The organism is Micromonospora sp. WMMD712 (assembly GCF_029581295.1).
Taxonomy (GTDB): domain Bacteria; phylum Actinomycetota; class Actinomycetes; order Mycobacteriales; family Micromonosporaceae; genus Micromonospora; species Micromonospora carbonacea.
The window spans coordinates 2,985,840-3,008,010 of record NZ_CP120743.1 but is presented as its reverse complement, the minus strand read 5'-3'; the positions used below and the strand labels follow the sequence as shown (position 1 = coordinate 3,008,010).

Here is a 22,171-nt window from a genome sequence, read left to right as displayed (position 1 = left end):
AGGGGCCCGATGCCGGACGCGACCACCAGATTCTTCGAGGACCTGGACCGGCGGGGGTACGAGCCGCTGCTGGTCAAGACATCCGGAACCATCCGCTTCGACCTGCACGAGGGGCAGCAGACGACGCACTGGCTGGTCGCGATCGACCGGGGCCGGATCAGCGTCAGCCGGGAGGACCGCGAGGCGGACACGGTCGTCAACACCAACCCCGTCCTCTTCGAGGACCTCGCCGCCGGCCGGGAGGACGGCATCGCCGCGATCCTGCGCGGTGACATGACGGTCAGCGGCGACGCCCGGCTGGTGGTGCAGGTGGAACGCCTCTTCCCCGGCCCGCCGACCAGCCAGGGCCCGCGCCGGCTGTTCCAGAGGGAGGCACGCTGATGACGGAGGGCAACACGATCCGGATCCTCGACGGCAGCACCTTCGTCGTCTCCGAGGACACCGGCGACATCGAGGCGACCCCGAGCGAGCCCACCGGCATGTTCTCCCTCGACACCCGGTTCCTGTCCCGCTGGGTGCTGACCGTCAACGGCGAGCGGCTCAACACGCTGTCCTACGACGACCTCCAGTACTACGAGGCGCGGTTCTTCCTGGTGCCGGGGATGGCCACCCACTACGTCGACGCGAAGCTGTCGATCATCCGCGAGCGGGTGGTCGGCGGCAGCTTCCGCGAGCAGCTCACCATCCTCAACCACGACGAGAAGCCCGTCGACCTGCGGGTCCGGATGGACGCCGGCTCCGACTTCGCCGACCTGTTCCAGGTCAAGGACGAGATCGTCAACAAGAAGGGCGAGCTGTACGCCGAGGCGGAGGCCGACCGGCTGCGCCTGGGCTACCGCCGGGGCAACTTCCGGCGCGAGACGGTCATCTCCTGCTCGCGGACCGCCAGGTACGACCGCAACGGCTTCGAGTTCAGCGTCCACCTCGAACCCAACGAGCAGTGGAGCACCGACATCGACGTGCAGACGTTCGCCCTCGGGCCGGGCGGGCGGGACCTGCGGATGGGCGTGCGGGCGCACGGCACCGAACGGCTGGCCCTCCAGCAGGACCTCCAGGAGTGGATCGCCGCCGCGCCGAAGGTGAACACCGAGTGCGAGCACCTGGCCCGCACGTACCAGCGGAGCCTGGTCGACCTCGCCGCGCTGCGCTTCTCGCCCCTGTCGCTCGGTGGCAGCACCCTGCCCGCCGCCGGCCTGCCGTGGTTCATGACGATGTTCGGCCGGGACAGCATCCTGACCTGCCTCCAGGTGCTGCCGTACGCCCCGGCGCTGTCCAAGACGACGCTTCGCATCCTCGCCTCGTTGCAGGGCACCCGGTTCGACGACTTCCGCGACGAGGACCCCGGCCGCATCCTGCACGAGATGCGCTACGGCGAGACGGCCGCGTTCGAGGAGCAGCCCCACTCGCCGTACTACGGCTCGGTCGACGCGACGCCGCTGTTCGTGGTGCTGCTCGACGAGTACGAGCGGTGGAGCGGCGACGAGTCGCTGGTGCGGGAGCTGGAGCAGGAGTGCCGGGCCGCGCTGAAGTGGATCGACGACTACGCCGACCTGGTCGGCAACGGCTACATCTGGTACGAGCGGCGCAACACCGACACCGGCCTGGAGAACCAGTGCTGGAAGGACTCCTGGGACTCGATCTCCTACCGCGACGGCACCCTCCTGCCGTTCCCCCGGGCCACCTGCGAGGTGCAGGGGTACGCGTACGACGCGAAGATGCGGGCCGCCCGGATGGCGCGCGAGTTCTGGGGCGACCCCGCGTACGGCGACCAGCTGGAGCGGGAGGCCACGCTGCTCAAGGAGCGGTTCAACCGGGACTGGTGGGTCGACGACGGCCAGTTCTACGCGCTCGCCCTCGACCCCGACGGCCGCCGGGCGGACGTGCTCAGCTCCAACATCGGCCACCTGCTGTGGAGCGGCATCGTCGACGACGACCGGGCCGGACGGATCGCCGAGCACCTGGTCGGACCGAGGCTGTTCTCCGGCTGGGGGGTGCGGACGCTGGCCGAGGGGGAGGTCCGCTACAACCCCATCGGCTACCACAACGGCACGATCTGGCCGTTCGACAACTCGTTCATCGCGTGGGGGCTGCGCCGGTACGGCTTCGCCGAGGAGGCCGCCGTGATCGCCAACGGGATCCTCGACGCGGCCCGCTACTTCGACGGGCGGCTGCCGGAGGCGTTCGGCGGCTACCACCGGGAGCTGACCAAGTTCCCGGTGGAGTACCCGACGGCGTGCAGCCCGCAGGCCTGGTCGACGGGCGCGCCGATGCTGCTGCTGCGCACCATGCTCGGCATCGAGCCGCACGAGGGGCACCTGGCGGTGGAGCCGTGCCTGCCCGTGGGCATGGGCCGGATCGAGATGCTGGACATCCCGGGCCGGTGGGGCAAGGTCGACGCGTTCGCCCGGGGCCGGCTGGACCTGCACAACCTGGCCGACTGACGGGTCGCCACCGGGGGTGGCGGCCCGCCGGCCCCCGGTGGCGGCACACCGTGGGAGGGCGCGTGCGGCCCTGGCGTGTCCCCACCCCCAGCAGGGTAAAGTCGCCGGATGCCGGAACTCGTGTATCCGCCCGTGATCGCCGCCGCCAAGACGATGTTCCGGGTCCTCGACCTGCGCCTGACCGTGGAGGGCAGCCACCACGTGCCGCGCACCGGCGGGGCGGTGCTGGCCAGCAACCACGTGAGCTACCTGGACTTCATCTTCTGCGGCTACGGCGCGCACGCGTCCGGCCGGCTGGTGCGGTTCATGGCCAAGCACGAGGTGTTCGCGCACAAGGTCTCCGGCCCGCTGATGCGCGGCATGAAGCACATCCCGGTCAACCGGCGGGCCGGCGCCGGCTCCTACAGCACGGCGGTCGACGCGCTGCGCCGGGGCGAGGTGGTGGGGGTCTTCCCCGAGGCGACCATCAGCCGCTCGTTCACGGTGAAAGACCTCAAGAACGGGGCGGCCCGGATGGCGCAGGACGCCGCCGTGCCGCTGCTGCCGGTGGCGCTGTGGGGCACCCAGCGGCTCTGGACGAAGGGCCGCCCGAGGACGCTGACCCGCCGGCACACCCCGATCACCATCCTGGTGGGCGAGCCCATCGACCCCGCCGACCACGCCGACGCGAACGCGCTGAGCGCCGAGCTGAAGACCCGGCTGGCCGCCCTCGTCGACCGGGCCCAGCGGACGTACCCGGACACCCCGGCCGGGCCGGACGACACCTGGTGGCAGCCGGCCCACCTCGGCGGCACCGCGCCGACGCCCGAGGAGGCCGCCGCGCTCGACCGGGGCGGCCGGCGCACCTCCGCCGCCTGACCGGGTCCGCCCGGCGTCGCCGGGCGCGGGGTGCGCGGCTGGTCTAACCTCGCGGCCATGCGGAAGTTCAAGGGCGGCCGGGGCAGGTCCGTCGACCTGGTCGCGGAGGCCCGCGCGGACGCGGAACGGCGGCACGCCCACCCGCAGGCCGACGCCGGGCCGCGGGCCGAGCGTGGTGCCGCGCCGACGGCCCCCCGGCCCGCCCACACCGGGGCGCTGCTCGGCGTGCTGCTCGTGCTCGGCCTGGTCGCCTTCCCCATCGCGTCGGTCGTGATCGGCCCCGCCAGCCGGGAGTGGATCGAGGGGTACGCGTGCGCGGTCACCGGCTGCACCGGGCCCGGCATGGCCACGGCGGGCTGGCTGCTGATCACCGTGCCGTTCCTCTACGTGGTGACCGCCGTCGCGTTCTGGTCCCGGCTGCCCGGCCGGGCCCGCACGGCGGTGGCCGTGGTGGCCGCGCCCCTGGTGCTGGGCGCGTACCTCTTCATCCCCGGCCGGCGTCGCGACCTCGACGACCTCCTCGACGGCCCCGCCCGGTACGCGACGGCCACCGGCATCACCTGGGCCTGGGCGGGCCTCGCGCTCGCCCTGCTCGCCCTCCTCGTCGTCGCGGTGCTCGCCGACACCAGGAAGACGGTGCCCGCCGAGCGCAGGAGACCGGTGCCCGCCGAGCGTGGGAAGGCGGCCCTGCCGCCCGTCTGGGCGCCGCTGGTCGCGGCCGGGGCGTGCCTGGCCATGCTCGGGGTGGCCCTGGGCCGGGCCGACCCCGTGCCGGTCACCGCCGACCTGGCGTTCCCCGAGCGCACGTTCACCGTCGCGGGGGACACGCTCACCCGCACGTCCGCCGACGACCAGCGGGGCTGCGCCGGGGTGCTGGACGACGACGAGCGGCTGGCGGGCTGCGTGCGTACCGTGCGGGGAAGCTGGACCACCGACGACAGCGACGCCGTGGTGCGTCTCGCGGCGGTGCTGTTCCCGACGGAGGACGCGGCCCGCGAGCGCCGGGGCCCGCTGCGCTCCGGCACCGCGCAGGCCGGGCTCGACGGCGACACGGCCGACGTGGTGTCGACGTCGAAGAACTGGGTGCTGTTCGTCAGCGTCGGCCACGCCGACGGGCGGGCGATCGACCGGGCCGACCGGGGCCACCTGATGTGGGCGGCGAGCCAGGTCGTCTACCGGTTCATCGGGCACCAGGTGGGGCTGCTGGTCGCGCCCACGCCGAAGGACGGCATCGGCCCCCGCACGCCCTGACCGGATCCGGTGGGGCGCAAATCCGGTGGGGCGGCGGCGGGGTGGCCGGCTATGGTGCCCCGATGCCCACCCCACGCCTGGAGAAGATCACCCCGGCCAACCTCGACGCCGCCTGTGAGCTGCGCATCCGCCCCGACCAGGAACACCTGGTGGAGCCGGTCGCCCGGTCGCTGGCCGAGGCGTACGTCTGGCCGGGCGTCGCCTGGCCCCGGCTCGTCTACGACGGCGACGACCTCGTCGGCTTCCTGATGGGCTTCTTCCGCATCCCGTGGCGCGAGGACGCCCCGGGCGACCTGCGCTCCGGGCTGTGGCGGCTGAACATCGCCGCCGACCGGCAGGGGCGCGGCTACGGGCGGTTCGCCGTGCGGGCCGTGGCCGAGGAGGCGCGGCGGCGCGGCGAGCGGCGCATCTTCACCACGTGGGAGCCGGGCGGGGGCGGGCCGGAGGGGTTCTACCTGCGGCTCGGGTTCCGCCCGACGGGGGAGCGCAGCGGCGGCCAGACCGTCGGCGCACTCGACCTGTCGACGCCGTCACCGGCCGACACGGCGTCGGACGCCGGCTGAGAGCGTGCCTGACGCTGCGTCACACGCGCTGTAGGTTCCACTGGAAGGTGCGCAGCAGGGCGTCCCGCATGACCGGCGGTTGGCCTGGGGCCCGGCTGCCGAAGAAGATCTGCGAGTGCCCCTCCATCTGGAAGTCCAGGCGGATCTCCAGCGTGATGATGAGCGGATGGTGGGGGTCGAGGTTGAAGTCGACCCGGGGAAACTGGATGAATCCGGGCAGGTCGTGCACCTCAAGCCGCTCGCTGTCGGAGATGAAGAAGACGTTGCGGTGGTCGTGCCCCTCCGCGATCCGCGCGCCCGCCGGGCCGCCGTTGACGAACTGCGCCACGTGCAGCCAGCACTTGGACCAGTCGTCACCCCAGGTCCAGCCGGTGGCCCCCGTCATCTTGCCGAACAGTTCGCAGTGCGGCAGGGAGGTGAACCGTCCGGGGCCCGGCATCCGGTTCGTGTCCAGCACGAACTTCGCGAGGACCTGAAGGCTGCCCTTCCACAGGTCGCCGTCGGACCAGATGCGATTGCCGAAGAGGTGCGCGCCGTCCGGCTTGAACTCGACCTGGTAGCCGGCCGGGAACGTGGCGTCCGTGCGGGCCCACCACAACTCGCCGATGATGCCGGTGATGGTGCGGTCGATCGGGGGCGCGGTGAAGGCCCGTCCCAGCTCGACGTCCCCCCGCTGGCCGGTCGGCGACGCCTCGATCATCTGCTGGGAGGTCTCCTGGTGGGCCCGCAGCCAGCCCTGGTACTCCTCCTCCACGCCGATCTTCCGGGCGGCCGTCTCCCAGAGCCGCCGCTTCGCGTCGGCGACCCCGCCCCGTCGCACGACCTGCGGTCGAAGGCTCGCCTGGCCGGCCTCCTCCTGCGCCAGCAGGCGCTGCATGGCGGCGTGCACGGTGCCGTCGGCCGAGCCCCGGCCGTCTGTGGTGCTGAGCAGACCGGCAAGATCCGCTTCCAGTGACGGAACGCTCATGTGTCCTCCTCGGCGATGAGCTGTGACCGGCTTGTGCCGGGCCGACCCGGTCTGCGGCTGAGGCAGGCCCGATCTGCCGCTACCGTAGGCAGGCCGGCCGAGATCCTTTTCGCATTCGCCGAAGTTGGCTCGCCCGGCTGCGCCGGGCGGAACCGTCAGCCCGACAGGGGCTATCCGGTCGCGGTGTCGTAGGCGGCCTGGTTGGCGGCGACCTCGTCCGTGTGGGTCTCCGCCCAGACCTTCAGGCCGCGCATCATCTGGTGCAGGGAGAGACCGAGCTCGGTGATCTCGTAGGACACGGTGACCGGCACGGTCGGCGTCACCGTGCGGGTGACCAGACCGTCGCGTTCCAGCGAACGCAGGGTCTGGGTGAGCATCTTCTGGCTGACGCCGGCCAGGAGCCGGGACAGCTCGGAGTAGCGCATCGGCCGGGGCCCGCCCGCGCAGTCCGGGCCGCTGCCGAGGGCGGAGAGCAGGAGCATGACCCATTTGCCGGAGATCCGCTCCAACATCTTGTGGCTCGGGCACACCGCCAGGAACGCGTTGTACTCCGCCTTGCGCCGGGCCCGAACCTCGGCCGCTGTCGTCGTAGCCATCGGATGCTCCCCTCCCGCCATCGGCAGCCGCCACCCCGGACCGGCAACTACTTCCTGATGGAGAGTAGCGCCCACCGGTTGACGAGATCATTGGTGCGCGGGGCGTTGCGGTGCAGCGCCAGGTCGTGCGCCGCGTCCTCGATCACGACGGCGTCGACCCGCGACGCGGCGCTGAAGGCACGCTTCTGGTCGGCCCCGAACGCCGCCGGATCGCCGCCGACGTAGAGGTAGTCGTGCTCGCCGACGACGACCAGGACGGGCACGCGGACCGTCGCGGCGAACGTGCCGGTGGTCAGTTCCGCACCGAAGCCGGGGATCTCGGCGGCCGTCGTGGTGGCCTTGGTGGCCTCGTCGGCGGCGAGGGTCGCCGGATCGGTGTTGGGCAGGTGGTAGAAGAACGCCCGTGAGTTCGGCGCGGTGGTCAGGTAGCCGGCGGGCCGGGCCGGCACCAGCTCGGGGAAGCCCTCGAACGACGGCAGCGTCGCGCGGTACATGAAGCCGGTGACCACCAGCGCGTCGACCTTGTCCGAGACCCCGGCGACCCCTTCGGCGACGACGCTTCCGTAGGAGTGACCCACCACGACGATCGGGAGGTGGGGATACCGGCGGCTGAGGTCGTCGATGAAGTGGTCGATCGACGCGACGTGCACCGCGGTGGTGACCGAGTCGGCGGGGGGCCTGGTCGACCGGCCGGTCCCGATCCGGTCCAGGGCCACGGCCAGCCAGCCGGCGCGGGCCGCCTGCCGGGCCTGGGAGACGGTCCCGTTGCTGGTGGGGAGATCGAAGTAACGGTGGTCGTAGGTGACGCCGGGGATGAGCACCTGGATGCCGCGGGCGCGCCGCTTCGGCGCGTACTGCTCGGCGTGGATGGTCGCCGCCGGGACCCCGTCCACGCCCACGGCCACGCGCACGTCCAGCGAGCTGTGCTGCCAGGGCCGGGCGTGCGCGACGGCGGGTGACGCGAATCCGGCGACGCCGGTGGCGAGGGCGACCGCGGCCGCGACGGAGGCCAGCCAGGCCCGGATCGGGTTCATCGGCCGATCCGATCGAGCTCGGCGACGTCCTCGTCGGTCAGGGTCACGCCCGTGCCGGCGACGTTCTCGCGCAGGTGGGCCACCTTCGAGGTGCCCGGGATCAGCAGGATGTTGGGTGATCGTCGCAGCAGCCAGGCCAGGGCGACGGCCATCGGGGTGCTGCGCAGGCGGGCCGCGACCGCCGAGAGCGCCTCGGACTGCAACGGAGAGAAGCCGCCGAGCGGGAAGAACGGCACGTAGGCGACGTGCTCGGCGGCGAGCCGGTCGATCAGGGCGTCGTCGTGGCGGTAGGCCAGGTTGTACATGTTCTGCACGGCCACGACCGGCGCGATGCTCTGGGCCTCGGCGACCTGCTCGGCGGTGACGTTGCTGACCCCGAGGTGACGGATCAGGCCGTCCCGCTGGAGGTCGACGAGCGTGCCGAACGCCTCGGCGAGCGAACCGGCCTGCGGCCCCTGGGCGTCGCCCATGCGCAGGTACACCAGGTCGAGGGCCGCCACGCCGAGACCGTCGAGGTTGTCGTGCACCTGCTTGCGCAGGTCCTCGGGGCGTCGGGCCGTCGGCCACCCGCCCTGCGCGTCGCGGAACGCGCCGACCTTGGTGGCGACGAGCAGCGACTCCGGGTACGGGTGCAGGGCCTCGCGGATCAGCTCGTTGGTCACCCGGGGGCCGTAGGCGTCGCTGGTGTCGATGTGGGTGATGCCCAGTTCGACCGTCTCGCGCAGGACGGCCAGCGCGCCCGCGTGGTCGGCGGGCGGCCCCATGACGTAGGGGCCGGCGAGCTGCATGGCGCCGTAGCCGAAGCGGGACACGACCGAGCTTCCCAGGCGCCAGGTGCCGCCGGGGAGGGAGGTAGTGGAGTTCGTCATGGCTCTACTTTTACCCGGTAACTCTCCATCGGGTAGTACGTACTTCCAGGTGCGTTAGTCACCCGGGGTGAAGTCGAGGGCCCCTCGGGTGGCGTCGCCCCCGACCGCCGCCCGGCCCGGCGGCGGAGGAACGTGCGCCGTCGGCGGTTCGGCCGCCCCGATCGCATTCACCTCGTCACGATTTTCCTATCCGACGATGAGCGTCAATGTCTGTAGTATGCCCGGAGTGTCTCCCGCGCGACGTCAAGGAGAACTTCGTGTTTCGGTCCCGCAATGTCGCCAGCGCTGTCGCCACCGCCGTCGCAGCCATCACCGTCCTGGCCGGCACACCCGCTCACGCCGGCTCCCGACCCGGTCCACCACTGAGCCTCGACCTCGACCGGGCCGAGCTGCACCAGAGCATCGACGGCTTTGGCTACTCGATCGCCTTCCAGCGCTCCACGCTGGTCCACGACCTGTCCGAGGCGAAGCGCGCGGAGGTCCTCGACCTGCTCCTCGACCGGCGCAAGGGCGCCGCGCCGACGATCCTGCGGCTCGGCATCGGCTCGTCGGCCACCGACGTGTACGACAACATGCTGTCCATCCAGCCGACCGACCCGGGTGGCCCGGCGGCCACCCCGAACTACCAGTGGGACGGCTGGGACGGCGGCCAGGTGTGGTATGCCAAGGAGGCGCGTAAGCGCGGGATCAACCGGTTCTACGCCGACGCGTGGAGCGCGCCGGGATACATGAAGAACAACGGCACCGACGCCAACGGCGGCAGCCTCTGCGGCCTGTCGGGCGTGACCTGCGCCAGCGGCGACTGGCGGGAGGCGTACGCGCGTTATCTCGTGCAGTACGCCACGTTCTACCGGCAGGAGGGCATCCGAATCGACGAGATCGGGTTCACCAACGAGCCCGACTGGACGGCCCCGTACGCCTCGATGCGGTTCACCCCGGCGCAGGCCGCCGAGTTCGTGAAGGTCATCGGCCCCATCGCCGAGCAGGCCGGGGTGGGGCTGGTCTGCTGCGACTCGTTCGGCTGGCAGCAGTCGGACGCGTACGCGCAGGCGATCGAGGCGGACCCGGAGGCCCGCCGCCACCTGGACCTGTTCACCGGGCACGGCTACGCCAGCCCGTCGGACCGCCCGCTGCCGACGACGGCGCCGACCTGGATGACGGAGTGGGCCCCGTCGAGCACCTCCGACGGCTGGAACGAGGCGTGGGACAGCGGCAAGGTCACCGACGGCATCGCGGTCGCCCAGCGCATCCACGACACCCTCGCCAAGGCCGACGCCAGCGCCTTCGTCTACTGGCTGGGGTCGTCCCGGGGCGGGACGGCGGCCCTCGTGCAGGTCGACAACGCCACGGACAGCTACCGGGTGTCCTCCCGGCTCTACGCCTTCGCCGCGTACAGCAGGTTCATCCGGCCCGGGGCGGTGCGGATCGGCGTCGACGGCGCGCCGGCGGGCCTGGCGGTGTCGGCCTACCGCAACGCCGACGGCACCGAGGTGGTGCAGGTCATCAACACCTCGACCGAGGCGGTGCGGACCACCGTCGACCTGCGCAGGCCGACCGCCTACCTCACCGACTCGACGCACAAGCTGGAGAAGGTCGACGGGCTCGTCTCGGGGCACGGCGCGCACCGGACGGTAGAGCTGCCGCCGCGTTCGCTCACCACCCTGGTCGGTGGCCGGGGCTGAGTCGGCCGGTCTTCACCCCGCGTGGCCCCGGGGCCGCCCGCCGGCACGGTGGGCGGCCCCGGTCGCGGTGTCGGCACTGGTCGCGGCCCCGTCGCGGTGCCGGCCCTGCCGCGGGCCCGGTCGGCGCTGCCGGCTGTGGTCGCGGCCCCGGTCAGCGCGGGGGGCGGCCCGCCTGGTTGACGAAGGCGGTCCAGGCCGTCGGGGCGAAGCGCAGCGCCGGCCCGGCCGGGTCCTTGCTGTCGCGTACGCCCACGACGCCCGGCAGGTTGGCGGCCACCTCGACGCAGTCGCCGCCGCTCCCGCCGCTGCGGGTGCTCTTGCGCCAGACGGCACCGGCAAGGTCAGTCATGCGCGCTCCTCGATGATCATGTTGATCATTTTCTCTGATTCTGCCTCATCCGAGGCGAGCATTTCCAGGTCGGACCAGACGTGCTCGTAGGCGGCGACCTCGGCCGGCCGGTCGAGGTAGAGCGCGCCGGTGATGTTCTCCAGGTAGACGGTCGTCGGCTCGGTCGAGGCCCGGCCGAACGCCTGCGGGAAGTCGAGCACCACGAAGGTGCCCGTCTCGCTGGCCAGCGGCGGGCCGGCGGCCAGCGGGAGGACGCGCAGGCTCACGTTGGGCAGCGCGGCCATGTCGAGCAGGTGGCGCAGTTGCCCGGCCATCGCCCGCCGGTCGGGGATGGTGCGGCGCAGCACGGCCTCGCTGAGCACCGCCTTCAGCGTGGGCGCGCTGGGCAGCCGCCGGGTCAGCACGTGCTGGCGGTGCATCCGCACCTCGACGAGCTTCTCCCGCTCGGCCTCGGTCATCGTGGGATTCTTGCGGCGGAAGAGTTCGGCGGCGTATTCGCGGGTCTGGAGCAGCCCCGGGATAAGTTCCGAGTCGTATCGACGCATGAGCGCGGCGGTGCTTTCCAGCCCGACGTAGAGCGAGAACCACGGCGGGACGATTTCGCCGTACGAGTGCCACCAGCCCTTGGCGCGGGTCTCCTTCGCCAGGCCGGTGACGATCGCCTTCATGTCCTCCGGCGCGCGGTAGATCTCGCACATGGCGCGGGCGTCCACCACCCGCACCGGGACGAGGCCCTTCTCGATGCGCCACACCTTCTGCCGCGAGCAGTCCAGCCCCTCGGCGGCGGCGTCCAGCGAGACCGAGGCACCCTCGCGGAGCTGCGTGAGCAGCCTGCCGAGCTGCCGCCGGGGCACCGTCGACCCGCTTGTTTCATCCGTCATGCAACATCACCGCGCCCCTCGTGCAACATTCCGCTCCCATTCCCGCGCATTTCCTTCCTCCATTCCTCGGGGATTTATTTGAATCGAGGCTAGAGGGGATGGGTTGTGTTGCGCAAGGTGGTGGGCGGGTTGCAATCTGTCGAATGTCGGCAGGGTGGCGCGGGGCCGAGAATGGCGTCGGCAATAGCCCGTCGCCCCCCTGCCGGCCCGCTGTCCCGCTCGTTGCGAGTCACGCGCGGGCGGGGCGGCGCAATTCTTCGGCGGCGCTGTTCTTCGGCGGCGCCATCCCTCGGGAAGGACGCCCGATGTGCGCTCTGGAAGGACGCCCGACGCGCGTGACGTACGAGGAGTACGTGGTCGCCGTCGCCCTGACGCTCGCCCGCCGGCACCGGCCGGTGTGGAGCTGGAAGCGCTGGCGCAGGGTGTGCCGCTGCGGCGCGGAGCTGCCCTGCCGGGCCCGCCACCGCATCCCGATCGGCCGCGCGCACTGGCCGGGGGAGGACGGTCGGCCCGGGGCGGGGCAGGGTGGCCGACGCCCGTCCGGGAAGGGCGCTCGGCGCGGGTCGGGGGAGGGGCCGTGACCGGCGGTCGCCCGCCTTCGGTCACGGGCGCGGCGGTGCGGGGCGCGGAGGTGCGGGGTGTGGAGGTGCGGGGTGCGGCGGTGCCGAAGCCGGGCGACCTGGTGCAGGTGACCCGGGCGGCCAGCGTGCAGTTCGTCGAGCCGATCAGGTGCCGGGTCGTCCGGGTGCTCGACTGGATCACCTACGACGGGTGGGTGTGGCTCGACGTCTACCAACTCGACGGCAGGGGCGACGCCGTCGCCCGCAGGTCGATCTTCGTGCGCCCGGCCGGGCTGCGCGTGCTGCGGCCCGCCCCTGCACCCCGCCCGACCCCGGGCCGACGCGCGACGGCCGACGCCTGACCGAGCGCCGCCCCCACGCCCCTCACCGGTGCGCGCCCCCGTGCCCCCGTGCCCCCCGTGCGCCCCCGTGCCCCCCGTGCGCGGCGATCTTGCAGTTGTGGCCCCGGCAAAAGGGGTGAAGCGCCCTTCTGCGGGGCCGAAAGTGCAAGATCGGTGCGGGGAGGGCGGGAGGGAAAGTGCGGGGAGGGGCGAGGGGAGGGGTGAGGGGAGGGGTGGAGTTGCTTGTCTAGGGTTGAGCCATGTCGATCACCGATGTGGCGTTGGCCGTCGGCGCGGCGCAGGCCGGTGCTGCGGTCGTCCGGGCCCACTACGGATCGGCGCTGGGGCGCATCGACAAGGGTGGGGGCGACTTCGCCACCACCGCCGACGTCGAGGCCGAGGCGGCCATCGTCGACGTCCTGCGTGCCGCGCGTCCGGACGACGTCGTGCTCGGTGAGGAGGGCGGACGCGCGGGCCGGGAGGGGAACGGCCGGGTGTGGCTGGTCGACCCGCTGTGCGGCACGCTGAACTACGCCGCGAGGAACATGCTGGTCTCGGTCAACGTGGCGCTCCAGACCGGGGCGCGCACCGCCGTGGCCGCCTCGGCGGACCCGTTCGCCGGGGAGGTGTTCTGGACCGACGGCGACGCCGCGTACGTGCGCAGCCGGGGCGGGGACGAGCGGCTCGTCCCGTCGGCCGAGTCCAGGTTGGTCGACGTCAACCTCGACCCGCCGTTCCCGAACAGGGACACCTTCCTGGCCGCCCGGATGCTGGCCGACGAGGGCTTCATCGAGCAGTTCCGCCCCCGCGTGGTGTCCACGACCCTGGCCGTGGCCTGGGTCGCCGCCGGACGCCGCGCCGCGTACGTCACGGACGGCCACCTGCGCGACAGCGTCCACTTTGCCGCCGGGATCGCACTCTGCCAGGCGGCCGGTTGCGTCGTCACCGGAATCGACGGCCAACCGCTGCACACCGGCGTCGGCGGGCTCGTCGTGGCCGCCGACGATCGGACACACGCTGACCTGCTGGCTCTCGTCCGCAGCGGCACGTGAGCCCACCGGCTTGGGCGGGCCCACGACCTCCGGCGTAACACCTGCGCCACGGTCCTGATCGTCCTCGGCGCGCACGCGAACCGTGTCGCGGCAGTGCCGAGATCCCGGGCCGGGGCGACCGCGGGTGAGGTCCCGGTCGCGCTGGCCGCCGTACGCGCTGGGGTGTGGGAACCGGTCCGCCCGCCCGGCTGGGGTCCCGGGGGCGGACCCGGCTCCCCGCGTCGGGGCCCACCGGGTCGGAGAGGCAGGAACGCGCCCGCCGCCCCTCGGCTCGCCGACGATGGGCGAGGGGTGTGCCGAGGGTGCGGAAGGGTCGCCTGCCGCCGCGTCTCGTGCAGCATCGACTGCCGGGAACCGGGCCGCTCACCACGTGGATGAGCAGGACGCGGCCGGGCGAACGGCGTCGCCTGAATGTGGGCAGGGTGCTACGAGACGCGGGGATCCCGATCAGAACGGAACGAGCGCCTTTCCGGCCCCGGTGCCGGGGCGGATGGCGGGGAACTCCGGCCCTTTCCAGTGGCCGATCGGCGCGCGGGAGATGGCTGGAACGGCCTCGGGGGGCGTCTCCAAGCTCATGTCCACTCCCGGGTCGACGGGCCGGCGCTGTCTGTTGGAGAAGCTAGCCGCCGCCGTCTGCCCCGTCAACCGGTGAAGGCGGATCGTTACGCCTGCTCAACCCGCCTGTCGGTAGGCGGGGCGGCCGGCCCCGCCGATTCGATCCTTCGCGCGATGCGAGATCCCATTCCGCATCTTGACAGGGTTTCGGGTGCCGCGTACGTTCGCTCCAAGTCGGCGAGGCGTCAGGGTGCTGCTGGGGTGCAGCCCGAGCCTGAACCGACCGGCGACCAACCTGCTCGGCCATGCCGTGAATCCACCGGGGCCCCTGCGGCGTCGGGCCGGCTCCAGCCGAAGCGGGCACGCGGTCACCCACCCCCTTCCATGCCAGGGCAAGACCCGTCGTACCGAGACCGCAGGGCGATTCCACACGCCAGGCGGGCGGGTTCGCAGCGGTGGAGCCCAGATCGCGCAAGCGCCTACCCGCCACCAAGAACCGCCATTGCCAGCAGTGGTGGGAACACCGGGTCACCTGCGAGCACATAGGAGCGACAAGATGATTTCCCGACGTATCGGTGCGGCCGCGGCCGTCACCGCCATGCTTCTCGTGAGCGCCTGCGGCGGGGGCGACGACGCCGGCGACTCCGCGGACGCCACGACGAAGGTCTCCGTCACGACGTTCGGCTGCGAAATCTGGAACACCTGGGCGATCTCGAAGGGCGTCTACGCGAAGCACCGCCTCGACGTCGAGCTGGTCCGGTCCGGGGGCGGCTCGGCCGCCGTCGCCGCGGTGCTCTCCGGGGCGGCCGACTTCGGCTACGTCAACGGCTACACCGCGATCAACGCCTACAACACCGGCTTCCCCATCCAGATGGTGTCCGGCGCCAACGTCAACGCGCTGCCGCCGGCCAAGCCCGCGCAGGGCGTCTTCGTCGGCAAGGACTCCCCGATCACGTCGCCCGCCGACCTCGCCGGCAAGAAGATCGCGGTCAACGAGATCAACGGCATCAACCAGATCGTCACCGCGAGCTGGCTGAAGGCCAACGGGGTCGAGCCGGACAGCGTGAGCTTCGTGGCGCTGCCCTTCGCCGAGCAGATTCCCGCCGTGCTCAGCGGGCGGGTCGACGCCGCCCAGCTCGGCTACTCGCTGCTCGGCAACAACAACGACGGCGTACGCAGCCTGGCGGACCCCTTCGCCAGCAGCGACAAGGTCTACATCGCGACCTACGTCGCCGCGAAGAACTTCGTGGCCAAGGGCGACGCGGCGAAGCGCTTCCACGAGGCGATGACCGAAACCGCCCAGCAGCTCAACGACCCGGCCAACAAGGACGAGTCGTTCCGGCTGCTCTCCGAGTGCCAGAAGGTGCCGGCGGAGACCCTCGCCGCCCAGCCGCAGAACGCCATCGAGGCCGCCGTCGACCTCGGCGCGCTGGACCGGATGGCGCAGCAGATGGTCGACCTCAAGATGATGCAGAAGAAGCCCGATCTTGAGCCTTTCGTCACCGACTTCGCCCGGTCCTGAACCGTCTGCCGGCGACCGACCGACCGTCAAGGGAGAGGACGTGACAGGGGTGTCGAGTCACTCGGTCGAGTTTGACGTTCCCGCCCCGTCGCCCTCCGGCGTGCCCGCCACGGCACGCCGGAGGGGCCCGACGCCCGACTGGGCGTACGGGCTGGCGGGCATCGCCACGATGTTCGTGGTGTGGGAACTCGTGGTACGCACGGGGGCGGTCTCGGCGGACTCCCTGCCGTACCCGGCGGCCACCATGCAACGGGCCGGCGAGCTCCTCGTCGACGCGACGTTCCTGACCGAGGTGGCGCAGACCCTGTGGGCCTGGCTGCTCGCCATGCTCGTCGCCAGCGCCGTCGGCATTCCGCTGGGCCTGACCCTCGGCTACTTCTCCGCGTTCTACCGGCCGTCGTCCTCGGTCGTGCACGCCGGCCGGTCGATCCCCTCCTCGGCGTTCCTGCCGATCGCCATCCTGCTGTTCGGCCTCGGCACCCAGATGAAGGTGTCGCTGGCGATCTACGCGATCTTCTGGCCGATCCTGCTCAACGCCATGTACGGCGTGCGCGACACCGAACCGCTCATGCTGGCCACCGGCCGGAGCATGGGCTGGGGCAGGACGCGGCTGCTGACCAGGGTCGTGCTGCCCTCGGCGGCCCCGTCCATCGCCACCGGCCTGCGGGTGGCCAGCTCGACGGCGCTCATCGTGGTGCTCTCCGCCGAGCTGCTCGGCGCCACCAGCGGGGTGGGCACGGTGATCACCACGTACCAGCAGGCGCAACGACCCGACTTCGTCTACGCGGGGATCCTCCTCGTGGGGCTGCTCGGAATGGCCCTCTACTACGGCTTCAACCTGGTCGAACGCCTGGTGGTCCCCTGGGGCCAGGCCCAACGGGAGAGCGGACGATGAGCGAACACGGTGCGAAGCGGTCGAGCGTGGCCGCCACGGCGCAGGCGATGGGACGCGGCGTGCAGTCGCTGTGGCTGCTCGCGGCACTGCTGGTGGTGTGGGAGGTCGCCGCCCGGCTGGCCGGGTCCCTGTTCGTCCCGCCGGTGTCGCAGATCTTCGTCGCGTTCGTCGACACCTGGCTCTCCGGCTCGCCGTCGTCGCTCTTCCTCAGCGACCAGTTCCGGGCCGACGTCCTGCCCAGCCTCGCCCGACTCGGCCTCGGCTACGGCGCGGCGGCGGCGATCGGCATCAGCGCCGGCATCCTGATCGGGGTGTGGCGACCCGCCGGAGCGTTCTTCAACCCGTTGATCCGGCTGGGCATGTCCGTGCCGGTGACCGCGCTCCTGCCCATCGCCATCGTGATCTTCGGCATCACCAGCGGGATGAACGTCTTCCTCATCGCGCTGGGCTGCCTGTGGCCGATCCTCATCAACACCTACGACGGGGTACGCGGACTCGACCGCACGGTGGTCACCGCCGCCAAGAGCATGCGGCTGACCCGACGCCGTTACTTCCTCCAGGTCCTGCTGCCCGGTGCCAGCCCCGCGATCTTCGCGGGAATGCGGATCAGCATCGGGATCGCCCTGGTGCTCATGGTGATCTCCGAGCTCTACGCCGCCACGGCGGGCCTCGGCTTCTACATCGTGAGCCAGCAGCGGCTGTTCCGGTTCCCGGAACTGTGGGCGGCCATCGTGCTGCTGGCGCTGCTGGGCATCCTCTTCAACGCCATCTTCGCCGTGGTCGAAAGGGTGCTGCTCAGGTGGCACCGCAACGTGCGGCCGGAGGGCGCGGAGAGCCACTAGCGGGGGCCGCGCCCCCCAGTTCCCTGCCGCCAACCGCTCTCCGCACCGCCGATTCCCTGCCGCCACATTCCCGAGCCGCCGACGACAACGACGACACCACGTAGAGGAGTCCCGGATGAAGTCCGTGACGATCCAACCGCACCAACCGGGCCCCGGCACCGACACGCCCGTGTTGGCCGTGCAGGAACTCGGCAAGTCGTACCCCTCGCGCAAGGGCGACGTCCTGGCCGTCCGCAGCATCGACTTCGCCGTCCACGCCGGCCAGTTCGTGTCGGTCGTCGGCCCCTCCGGCTGCGGCAAGACGACCCTCATGATGTGCATCGCCGGGCTCCTGCCCATCACCACCGGGAGCGTCATGTTCCGGGGGGACCGCATGTCGGGCCCGCGGGACGGCGTCGCGGTCGTCTTCCAGGACTACAGCCGGTCGCTGTTCCCCTGGCTCACCGTCGAGAAGAACGTCGCCCTGCCCCTGCGGGACCGCGGGCTGCCCCGCACCGAGATCCGCGACCGCGTACGGGAGTCACTGGAGATGGTGGGCCTGGCCCACGCCGCGGCGCTGCACCCGTGGCAGCTCTCCGGCGGCATGCAGCAGCGCGTCGCCATCGCGCGGGGTCTCGCCGTACGGCCGGAAATGCTGATCATGGACGAGCCCTTCGCCTCGGTGGACGCCCAGACCCGGGCCAGCCTGGAGGACCTGCTGCTCAAGGTCTGGGCGGAGACCGGCACGACGGTGCTGTTCGTGACCCACGACATCGACGAGGCCGTCTACCTGTCCGACCGGGTGGTCGTGCTGTCGCAGGGGCCGTCCGTCGTCGTCGAGGACCTGCCGGTCGAGCTGGAACGGCCCCGCGACCAGATCGCGACCAAGCAGACGGCGCTCTTCGGCGAACTCCGCGAGAACGTCTACTCCCTGGTCATGGCGTCACAACGGCGCACCTCCCTGTCCGGCGACCCGCACTGACCCGTCGTGGGCCGAGGCCCGGTCGCGCCGCCCGGCAACCGTCGCCGGGCGCGTGACCGGGCACGTCGGCGTCGCGCCCCGCCCGCTGGTGCCGGCGTGCCCGGCAGGACCTGTGGCCCTGTGGCCCTGCTCAGCGTCTGGTCTCGTACCTGGTCAGGAGCACGCCGTCGGGGAAGGTCCGGGTCTCCACCAGGGTCAGGTTCACCCAGTTGTCGAGGGCGGTGAAGAACGGCTTGCCGCCGCCCAGCAGGACCGGGTGGGTGACGAGCGTGTACTCGTCGATCAGCCCGGCGCGCATGGCCCCGGCGGCGAGGGTGGGGCTGGAGATGTCCAGGGAACCGCCGTCCTCGGCCCTGAGCCGCGCGATCTCGGTGACCGCGTCGCCGGTGAACAGGCGCGCGTTCCAGTCGACCGTGCTGATCGTCGAGGAGAACACCACCTTCGGCATGTCCCGCCAGCGGCGGGCGAACTCGACCTCCGCCGGGGTGGCACCCGGCCGCTGGTCGGCGGTCGGCCAGTGGGAACTCATCGTCTCCCACAGCCTGCGCCCGTACAGCCCCGTGCCCGTCGCCCCCACCCGGTCGGACCACCACTGGAACAGCTCGTCGCTCGGCACGCTCCAGCCGAGGTCGTCGCCGGGCGCGGCGATGTAGCCGTCCAGGCTCAGGTTCATGCCGAAGGTCAGTTTCCGCATCGTGCCAGCCTTCCGTGGGTCGGTACTCGGCATACAGACCAGCACGGCGCGGGAGAATCATCGGTCAGGCCACACCGAAGGCTGGCTCACCGGCGGGAGAGGCGGCGGGCACCGGATGGCGGTGTCGGCCCGGCTGTCCTGATCATGGGCACCGGGCCGGTGGCCTGTGGTGGTGGAGGTGCGCCCGGCAGGATTCGAACCTGCGGCCTTGGGATTAGAAGTCCCCTGCTCTATCCGCTGAGCTACGGGCGCGCGCTGGTGGGTCTCGCGCCAAGAGGGTACCGCCGCGCCGAGGGTGCCCGGCGCGACGGGGCGGCCCGTCGACGCGCGTTCAGCGTCGCACGGCCCGGCGTCGCCGGGCACCCCTGTTTCGCCCGGTCAGCCCGCTGCGGCGGCCCCCGTGCTCTGCGTGGTCGCCTCCACCGACGACCGGCCCGTCGGCACCTGGGCCGACGGCACGCCGCCCTGCTCCCCAGGCGTCGAATCGTCGCCCGGCACGGTGGGCGTCGGCTGGTCGGCAGGCTGCTCGGGCGTCGGGCCGGCGGCGAGGAACGCCTCCGCCCACCGGCCCACCTCGACGAAGACCTTCTCCCGGACGGCGGGGCCGGAGAGGGTCAGGTCGTGCATGCCGCCGTCGAAGCGGGCCAGGGTCACGTGCCGGCCGAGGCGGGGGGCCCAGCGGACCATGTGCTCCACGTCCAGGACGGCGTCGGCGAGGGCCGCCGAGTCGTGCCACTTCGTGCCCCGGAAGGTGCGGGTCGAGCAGGCCAGCAGCACCGGCACCGGGATGTCGAGGCCGGCGCGGAGCTGCCGCTGACCGGCGCGCACGGCGTTCAGCCAGCCGGCCCGGACCGGGAACCCGGCGAGCGGCTTCCACGCCAGGTCGTACGTCCACTCGCCGCGATGGTCGGCGTGCAGGCTCTCGCCGTACACGGTGCCGAGGCCGAAGGGGAGGCGGCGGCGCGGCGCGCTGCGGCCCAGGCGCGAGACGGCGGCCGCGAGGGGTCTGCGGACCACCCACGGGGCGTTGATGTCGAAGAAGGGGCTGTTGAGCACCAGCCCGTCGACGATGCCGGCGTCGCGTCGGGCGTGCGCCCAGAGGGAGATGACGAGGCCGCCGGTCGAGTGACCCATGACCAGCAGCGTGTCGTGGCCGTCGTCGGTGCGGACGATCTTCGCGGCGGCGTCCAGCTCGGGGAAGTAGTCGCCGAGGTCGCGGCAGAAGTTCGGGGTCTGGTGCGCGAGCAGGCTGCGGCCGTACTTTCGCAGGTCGAGGGCGTAGAAGTCCCAGCCCCGCTCGGCGAAGAAGTCGGCCACGTGGGTCTGGAAGAAGTAGTCGACGTAGCCGTGCACGTAGAGCACCGCGCGGCGGGTCGGCCGGTCGGCCCGGCGGCGGACCAGGGTCGCGACGACCGGGCCCTCGTCGTCGGTGCCCAGGTCGATCGTCTGCCGCTCGTACGGCGGCCCCAGCACATCCGGTTCCACGACCGCGACGGTACGCCCGCAACCTACCCGACGGTAGCCCCGCCGGGGAGATGGCGGACCGCCGTGGCGGACACACCTCCCCGACGGGGGTCGGCTCAGGCGGTCTCGGCGTCGACCCGGTGCGCGTCGCCGCTGGTGCCGTCCAACTCCGTGCCGTCCTGCTGCGTGTTGGGCAGCTCGGGCAGCTCCGTGTCGGGCAGGGCCGCCTCAGGCTGGCCGGTGTCGCGCAGCCGCTTGTTGTTGCGCGGCTCCTGCCGGGTCTTGGCGTCGTTGAGCCGGCGGCGCAGGTCGTCGCGGACGTCGTTGAGCGCGGCGTGCAGGTCCTCCTCGGCGGAGGTGGTGACGATCTTCTGCCGGCCGGCGATCCAGCACTCCAGGGTGACCTTCTGCCCCCGGGCCTCCCGGTCCTTCACCGACACCTCCAGCTCGGTGGCGTCGGCGTGGAAGCCGGCGAGCCGGGCGTCGAGGGTGGCGAACTGCTCGGCGATCCAGTTCCGGTCGCCCTGGGAGAACCCGGCCCCGACGCGCAGGCACTCGGCCACGGTCGCGGGGTTCGCCACGGCGCTCATCGCAGCGCCTCGCCGTCCGTGCGGACGAAACCGGTCGTACGGGGTCGGCAGGAAGTCATGTCCCGTGGCCTTTCTCATCGGACGGCGTGCCGTCGGTGGTGCTCGCTTGATCGAATCTGTACCCCGTCACGGGCCGTCCGGAAACGCCTCCGACGGGGGCGCCCGGGCGGCATCCCGGCCGGGGTCTAGCACATCCGGGCTTGATCAGGTCTTTGTCCACAGGCCGCCGGCCTGTCCACAGGTGGCGGCCTCACGGTGGCGGCGGGCGGGCCGGAGCGGCCAGTGTCGGCGGCGGGTCGACTCACCACGGCAACCCCGATCTCTTCCCTGGAGGGACGATGTTCGACACCCACGTAACGATCGTCGGCAACATTCTGACGGCGCCGGAGTGGCGGCGTACCACCCAGAGCGGCACGCTCGTGGCCAACTTCAAGGTGGCCTCCACGGCCCGCCGGCTCGACCGGGGCAGCGGCCGGTGGGTCGACGGCAACAGCCTCCGCGTCCGCGTCAACTGCTGGCGGAAGCTGGCCGAGGGGGTGGCGGCCTCCGTGATGGTCGGCGACCCGGTGGTGGTCGTCGGCCGGCTCTACACCCGTGACTGGACCGACGACGCGGGCAACCACCGCACGGTGTACGAGCTGGAGGCGGTCGCCGTCGGCCACGACCTGTCCCGGGGGCGGGCCCGGTTCCTGCGCAACCGACCGAACGTGGCCACCAGCACGGTCGAGGACGCCGAGGCGGAGAGCCGGGTGCACGGCGAGCCGACCGAGCGGGTCCCGCGTGAGCAGGCCCCCAGCGGGCCGCCCCTCAGCGGGCCGGAGGGCCGCCCCTTCGACGAGGACTTCGAGCCGGACGACTTCGTTCCGGCCCACGTCTCCTTCGACCCGCGCGTCGTGGACGCCGCCCACGGCCCGGCGGCTGCGCAAGGGCTGGGTACTGCGCACGGGCTGGGGGCGGTGCACCGGCTGGGCGACGCCCCGCGTGGCCTGGACGACCTCGACGAGCGGGACGACCTGGACGACGACTCCGAGGGCGACTCCGACGAGGACGACTTCGGGAACGACGACTCCGGCCACGACGGGCTCGGCGACGACGGCGGGCGTGGGCAGGGCTCCGGCCTCGACGCCGGCTCCGGGTTCGGTGCCGGCACCGGCGGGGGCTCCGGGTTCGGTGACGACGGGGAGCCGGCCGAGGCGGGCGCGGC

Annotated in this window: 22 protein-coding genes, 1 tRNA gene and 2 pseudogenes; 14 read left to right on the top strand and 11 right to left on the bottom strand. The window is 72.3% G+C overall.

The genetic code is table 11. The annotated features are described in order from the left end of the window. The first annotated feature begins 9 nt into the window (after window positions 1-9). From O7633_RS12685 to O7633_RS12665, 5 genes are all read left to right on the top strand, one after another. A complete protein-coding gene (locus O7633_RS12685; RefSeq protein ID WP_282327967.1) occupies window positions 10-381 on the top strand; it encodes an SCP2 sterol-binding domain-containing protein in 372 nt (123 codons plus the stop codon). Next, window positions 381-2,441, top strand: a complete 2,061-nt coding sequence (locus O7633_RS12680; protein WP_282327966.1) for a glycogen debranching N-terminal domain-containing protein — start codon at window positions 381-383, stop codon at window positions 2,439-2,441. The genes O7633_RS12685 and O7633_RS12680 overlap by 1 nt, the downstream gene beginning before the upstream one ends. 108 nt (window positions 2,442-2,549) lie before the next feature. Next, window positions 2,550-3,299 carry a lysophospholipid acyltransferase family protein gene (locus O7633_RS12675; RefSeq protein ID WP_282327965.1) on the top strand — a complete coding sequence of 250 codons (750 nt, stop codon included), beginning with the start codon at window positions 2,550-2,552 and terminating at the stop codon, window positions 3,297-3,299. Between the two features lie 57 nt (window positions 3,300-3,356). Continuing rightward, a complete protein-coding gene (locus O7633_RS12670; protein ID WP_282327964.1) occupies window positions 3,357-4,550 on the top strand; it encodes a hypothetical protein in 1,194 nt (397 codons plus the stop codon). Between the two features lie 62 nt (window positions 4,551-4,612). Next, window positions 4,613-5,113, top strand: a complete 501-nt coding sequence (locus tag O7633_RS12665) for a GNAT family N-acetyltransferase (RefSeq protein WP_282327963.1) — start codon at window positions 4,613-4,615, stop codon at window positions 5,111-5,113. Window positions 5,114-5,132: 19 nt separating this feature from the next. Here O7633_RS12665 and O7633_RS12660 read toward each other — a convergent pair whose 3' ends face one another. The 4 genes from O7633_RS12660 to O7633_RS12645 form a co-directional block, all read right to left on the bottom strand. Then, entirely contained in the window at window positions 5,133-6,080 is a 948-nt protein-coding gene (locus tag O7633_RS12660) for a hypothetical protein (RefSeq protein WP_282327962.1), read from the bottom strand. Between the two features lie 170 nt (window positions 6,081-6,250). Then, window positions 6,251-6,676, bottom strand: a complete 426-nt coding sequence (locus tag O7633_RS12655) for a helix-turn-helix domain-containing protein (RefSeq protein WP_278128931.1) — start codon at window positions 6,674-6,676, stop codon at window positions 6,251-6,253. A 47-nt stretch (window positions 6,677-6,723) separates the two neighbouring features. After that, window positions 6,724-7,710, bottom strand: a complete 987-nt coding sequence (locus tag O7633_RS12650; protein WP_282327961.1) for an alpha/beta fold hydrolase — start codon at window positions 7,708-7,710, stop codon at window positions 6,724-6,726. Continuing rightward, complete coding sequence (locus tag O7633_RS12645) at window positions 7,707-8,579, bottom strand: oxidoreductase (RefSeq protein ID WP_282327960.1); 873 nt, start codon at window positions 8,577-8,579, stop codon at window positions 7,707-7,709. Before O7633_RS12645 ends, O7633_RS12650 begins: the two co-directional genes overlap by 4 nt. 257 nt (window positions 8,580-8,836) lie before the next feature. Between O7633_RS12645 and O7633_RS12640 the strand changes: the two genes are divergently transcribed. After that, complete coding sequence (locus tag O7633_RS12640) at window positions 8,837-10,261, top strand: glycoside hydrolase (RefSeq protein ID WP_282327959.1); 1,425 nt, start codon at window positions 8,837-8,839, stop codon at window positions 10,259-10,261. A gap of 151 nt (window positions 10,262-10,412) precedes the next feature. Here O7633_RS12640 and O7633_RS12635 read toward each other — a convergent pair whose 3' ends face one another. Together O7633_RS12635 and O7633_RS12630 are read right to left on the bottom strand one after the other, a co-directional pair. Next, a complete protein-coding gene (locus O7633_RS12635; protein ID WP_282327958.1) occupies window positions 10,413-10,610 on the bottom strand; it encodes a DUF397 domain-containing protein in 198 nt (65 codons plus the stop codon). Then, window positions 10,607-11,491, bottom strand: a complete 885-nt coding sequence (locus tag O7633_RS12630) for a helix-turn-helix transcriptional regulator (protein WP_282327957.1) — start codon at window positions 11,489-11,491, stop codon at window positions 10,607-10,609. Before O7633_RS12630 ends, O7633_RS12635 begins: the two co-directional genes overlap by 4 nt. Before the next feature lie 335 nt (window positions 11,492-11,826). Here O7633_RS12630 and O7633_RS12625 point away from each other — a divergent pair, with 335 nt between their 5' ends. The 3 genes from O7633_RS12625 (at window position 11,827) to O7633_RS12615 (ending at window position 13,444) form a co-directional block, all read left to right on the top strand. Then, window positions 11,827-12,072: a hypothetical protein gene (locus tag O7633_RS12625; RefSeq protein WP_282327956.1), complete on the top strand. Its 246-nt coding sequence runs from the start codon at window positions 11,827-11,829 to the stop codon at window positions 12,070-12,072. A gap of 80 nt (window positions 12,073-12,152) precedes the next feature. Next, window positions 12,153-12,413 (top strand): hypothetical protein, encoded by a 261-nt coding sequence (locus tag O7633_RS12620; protein ID WP_282328545.1) that lies wholly within the window; start codon window positions 12,153-12,155, stop codon window positions 12,411-12,413. A 239-nt stretch (window positions 12,414-12,652) separates the two neighbouring features. Continuing rightward, on the top strand, window positions 12,653-13,444 hold the full coding sequence (locus O7633_RS12615) for an inositol monophosphatase family protein (protein ID WP_282327955.1): 792 nt from the start codon (window positions 12,653-12,655) through the stop codon (window positions 13,442-13,444). Window positions 13,445-13,891: 447 nt separating this feature from the next. Here O7633_RS12615 and O7633_RS12610 read toward each other — a convergent pair whose 3' ends face one another. Then, the gene (locus tag O7633_RS12610) at window positions 13,892-14,020 is read right to left on the bottom strand and encodes a hypothetical protein (protein WP_278128908.1); all 129 of its coding nucleotides are present in this window, start codon (window positions 14,018-14,020) and stop codon (window positions 13,892-13,894) included. 535 nt (window positions 14,021-14,555) lie between these two features. Between O7633_RS12610 and O7633_RS12605 the strand changes: the two genes are divergently transcribed. From O7633_RS12605 to O7633_RS12590, 4 genes are all read left to right on the top strand, one after another. Then, on the top strand, window positions 14,556-15,521 hold the full coding sequence (locus tag O7633_RS12605; protein ID WP_282327954.1) for an ABC transporter substrate-binding protein: 966 nt from the start codon (window positions 14,556-14,558) through the stop codon (window positions 15,519-15,521). A 40-nt stretch (window positions 15,522-15,561) separates the two neighbouring features. Continuing rightward, a complete protein-coding gene (locus O7633_RS12600; protein WP_282327953.1) occupies window positions 15,562-16,416 on the top strand; it encodes an ABC transporter permease in 855 nt (284 codons plus the stop codon). Beyond that, window positions 16,413-17,258, top strand: coding sequence for an ABC transporter permease (locus tag O7633_RS12595; protein WP_282327952.1), 846 nt, complete (start codon window positions 16,413-16,415; stop codon window positions 17,256-17,258). The genes O7633_RS12600 and O7633_RS12595 overlap by 4 nt, the downstream gene beginning before the upstream one ends. Before the next feature lie 115 nt (window positions 17,259-17,373). Then, a complete protein-coding gene (locus O7633_RS12590; protein ID WP_278128901.1) occupies window positions 17,374-18,219 on the top strand; it encodes an ABC transporter ATP-binding protein in 846 nt (281 codons plus the stop codon). 130 nt (window positions 18,220-18,349) lie between these two features. On the opposite strand, the gene O7633_RS12585 is transcribed toward O7633_RS12590, so the two are convergent. The 4 genes and pseudogenes from O7633_RS12585 to O7633_RS12570 all read right to left on the bottom strand — a co-directional run. After that, entirely contained in the window at window positions 18,350-18,913 is a 564-nt protein-coding gene (locus O7633_RS12585; protein WP_282327951.1) for a dihydrofolate reductase family protein, read from the bottom strand. A gap of 179 nt (window positions 18,914-19,092) precedes the next feature. After that, window positions 19,093-19,165, bottom strand: a tRNA-Arg gene (locus O7633_RS12580). Between the two features lie 126 nt (window positions 19,166-19,291). Next, on the bottom strand, window positions 19,292-20,398 hold the full coding sequence (locus O7633_RS12575; RefSeq protein ID WP_282327950.1) for an alpha/beta hydrolase: 1,107 nt from the start codon (window positions 20,396-20,398) through the stop codon (window positions 19,292-19,294). 218 nt (window positions 20,399-20,616) lie between these two features. Further along, a pseudogene (locus O7633_RS12570) lies at window positions 20,617-20,967 on the bottom strand (HPF/RaiA family ribosome-associated protein); the annotation flags it as partial. 338 nt (window positions 20,968-21,305) lie between these two features. Between O7633_RS12570 and ssb the strand changes: the two are divergent. After that, window positions 21,306-21,737 (top strand): annotated as a pseudogene (ssb, locus tag O7633_RS12565) (single-stranded DNA-binding protein); the annotation flags it as partial. Between the last annotated feature and the right edge of the window lie 434 nt (window positions 21,738-22,171).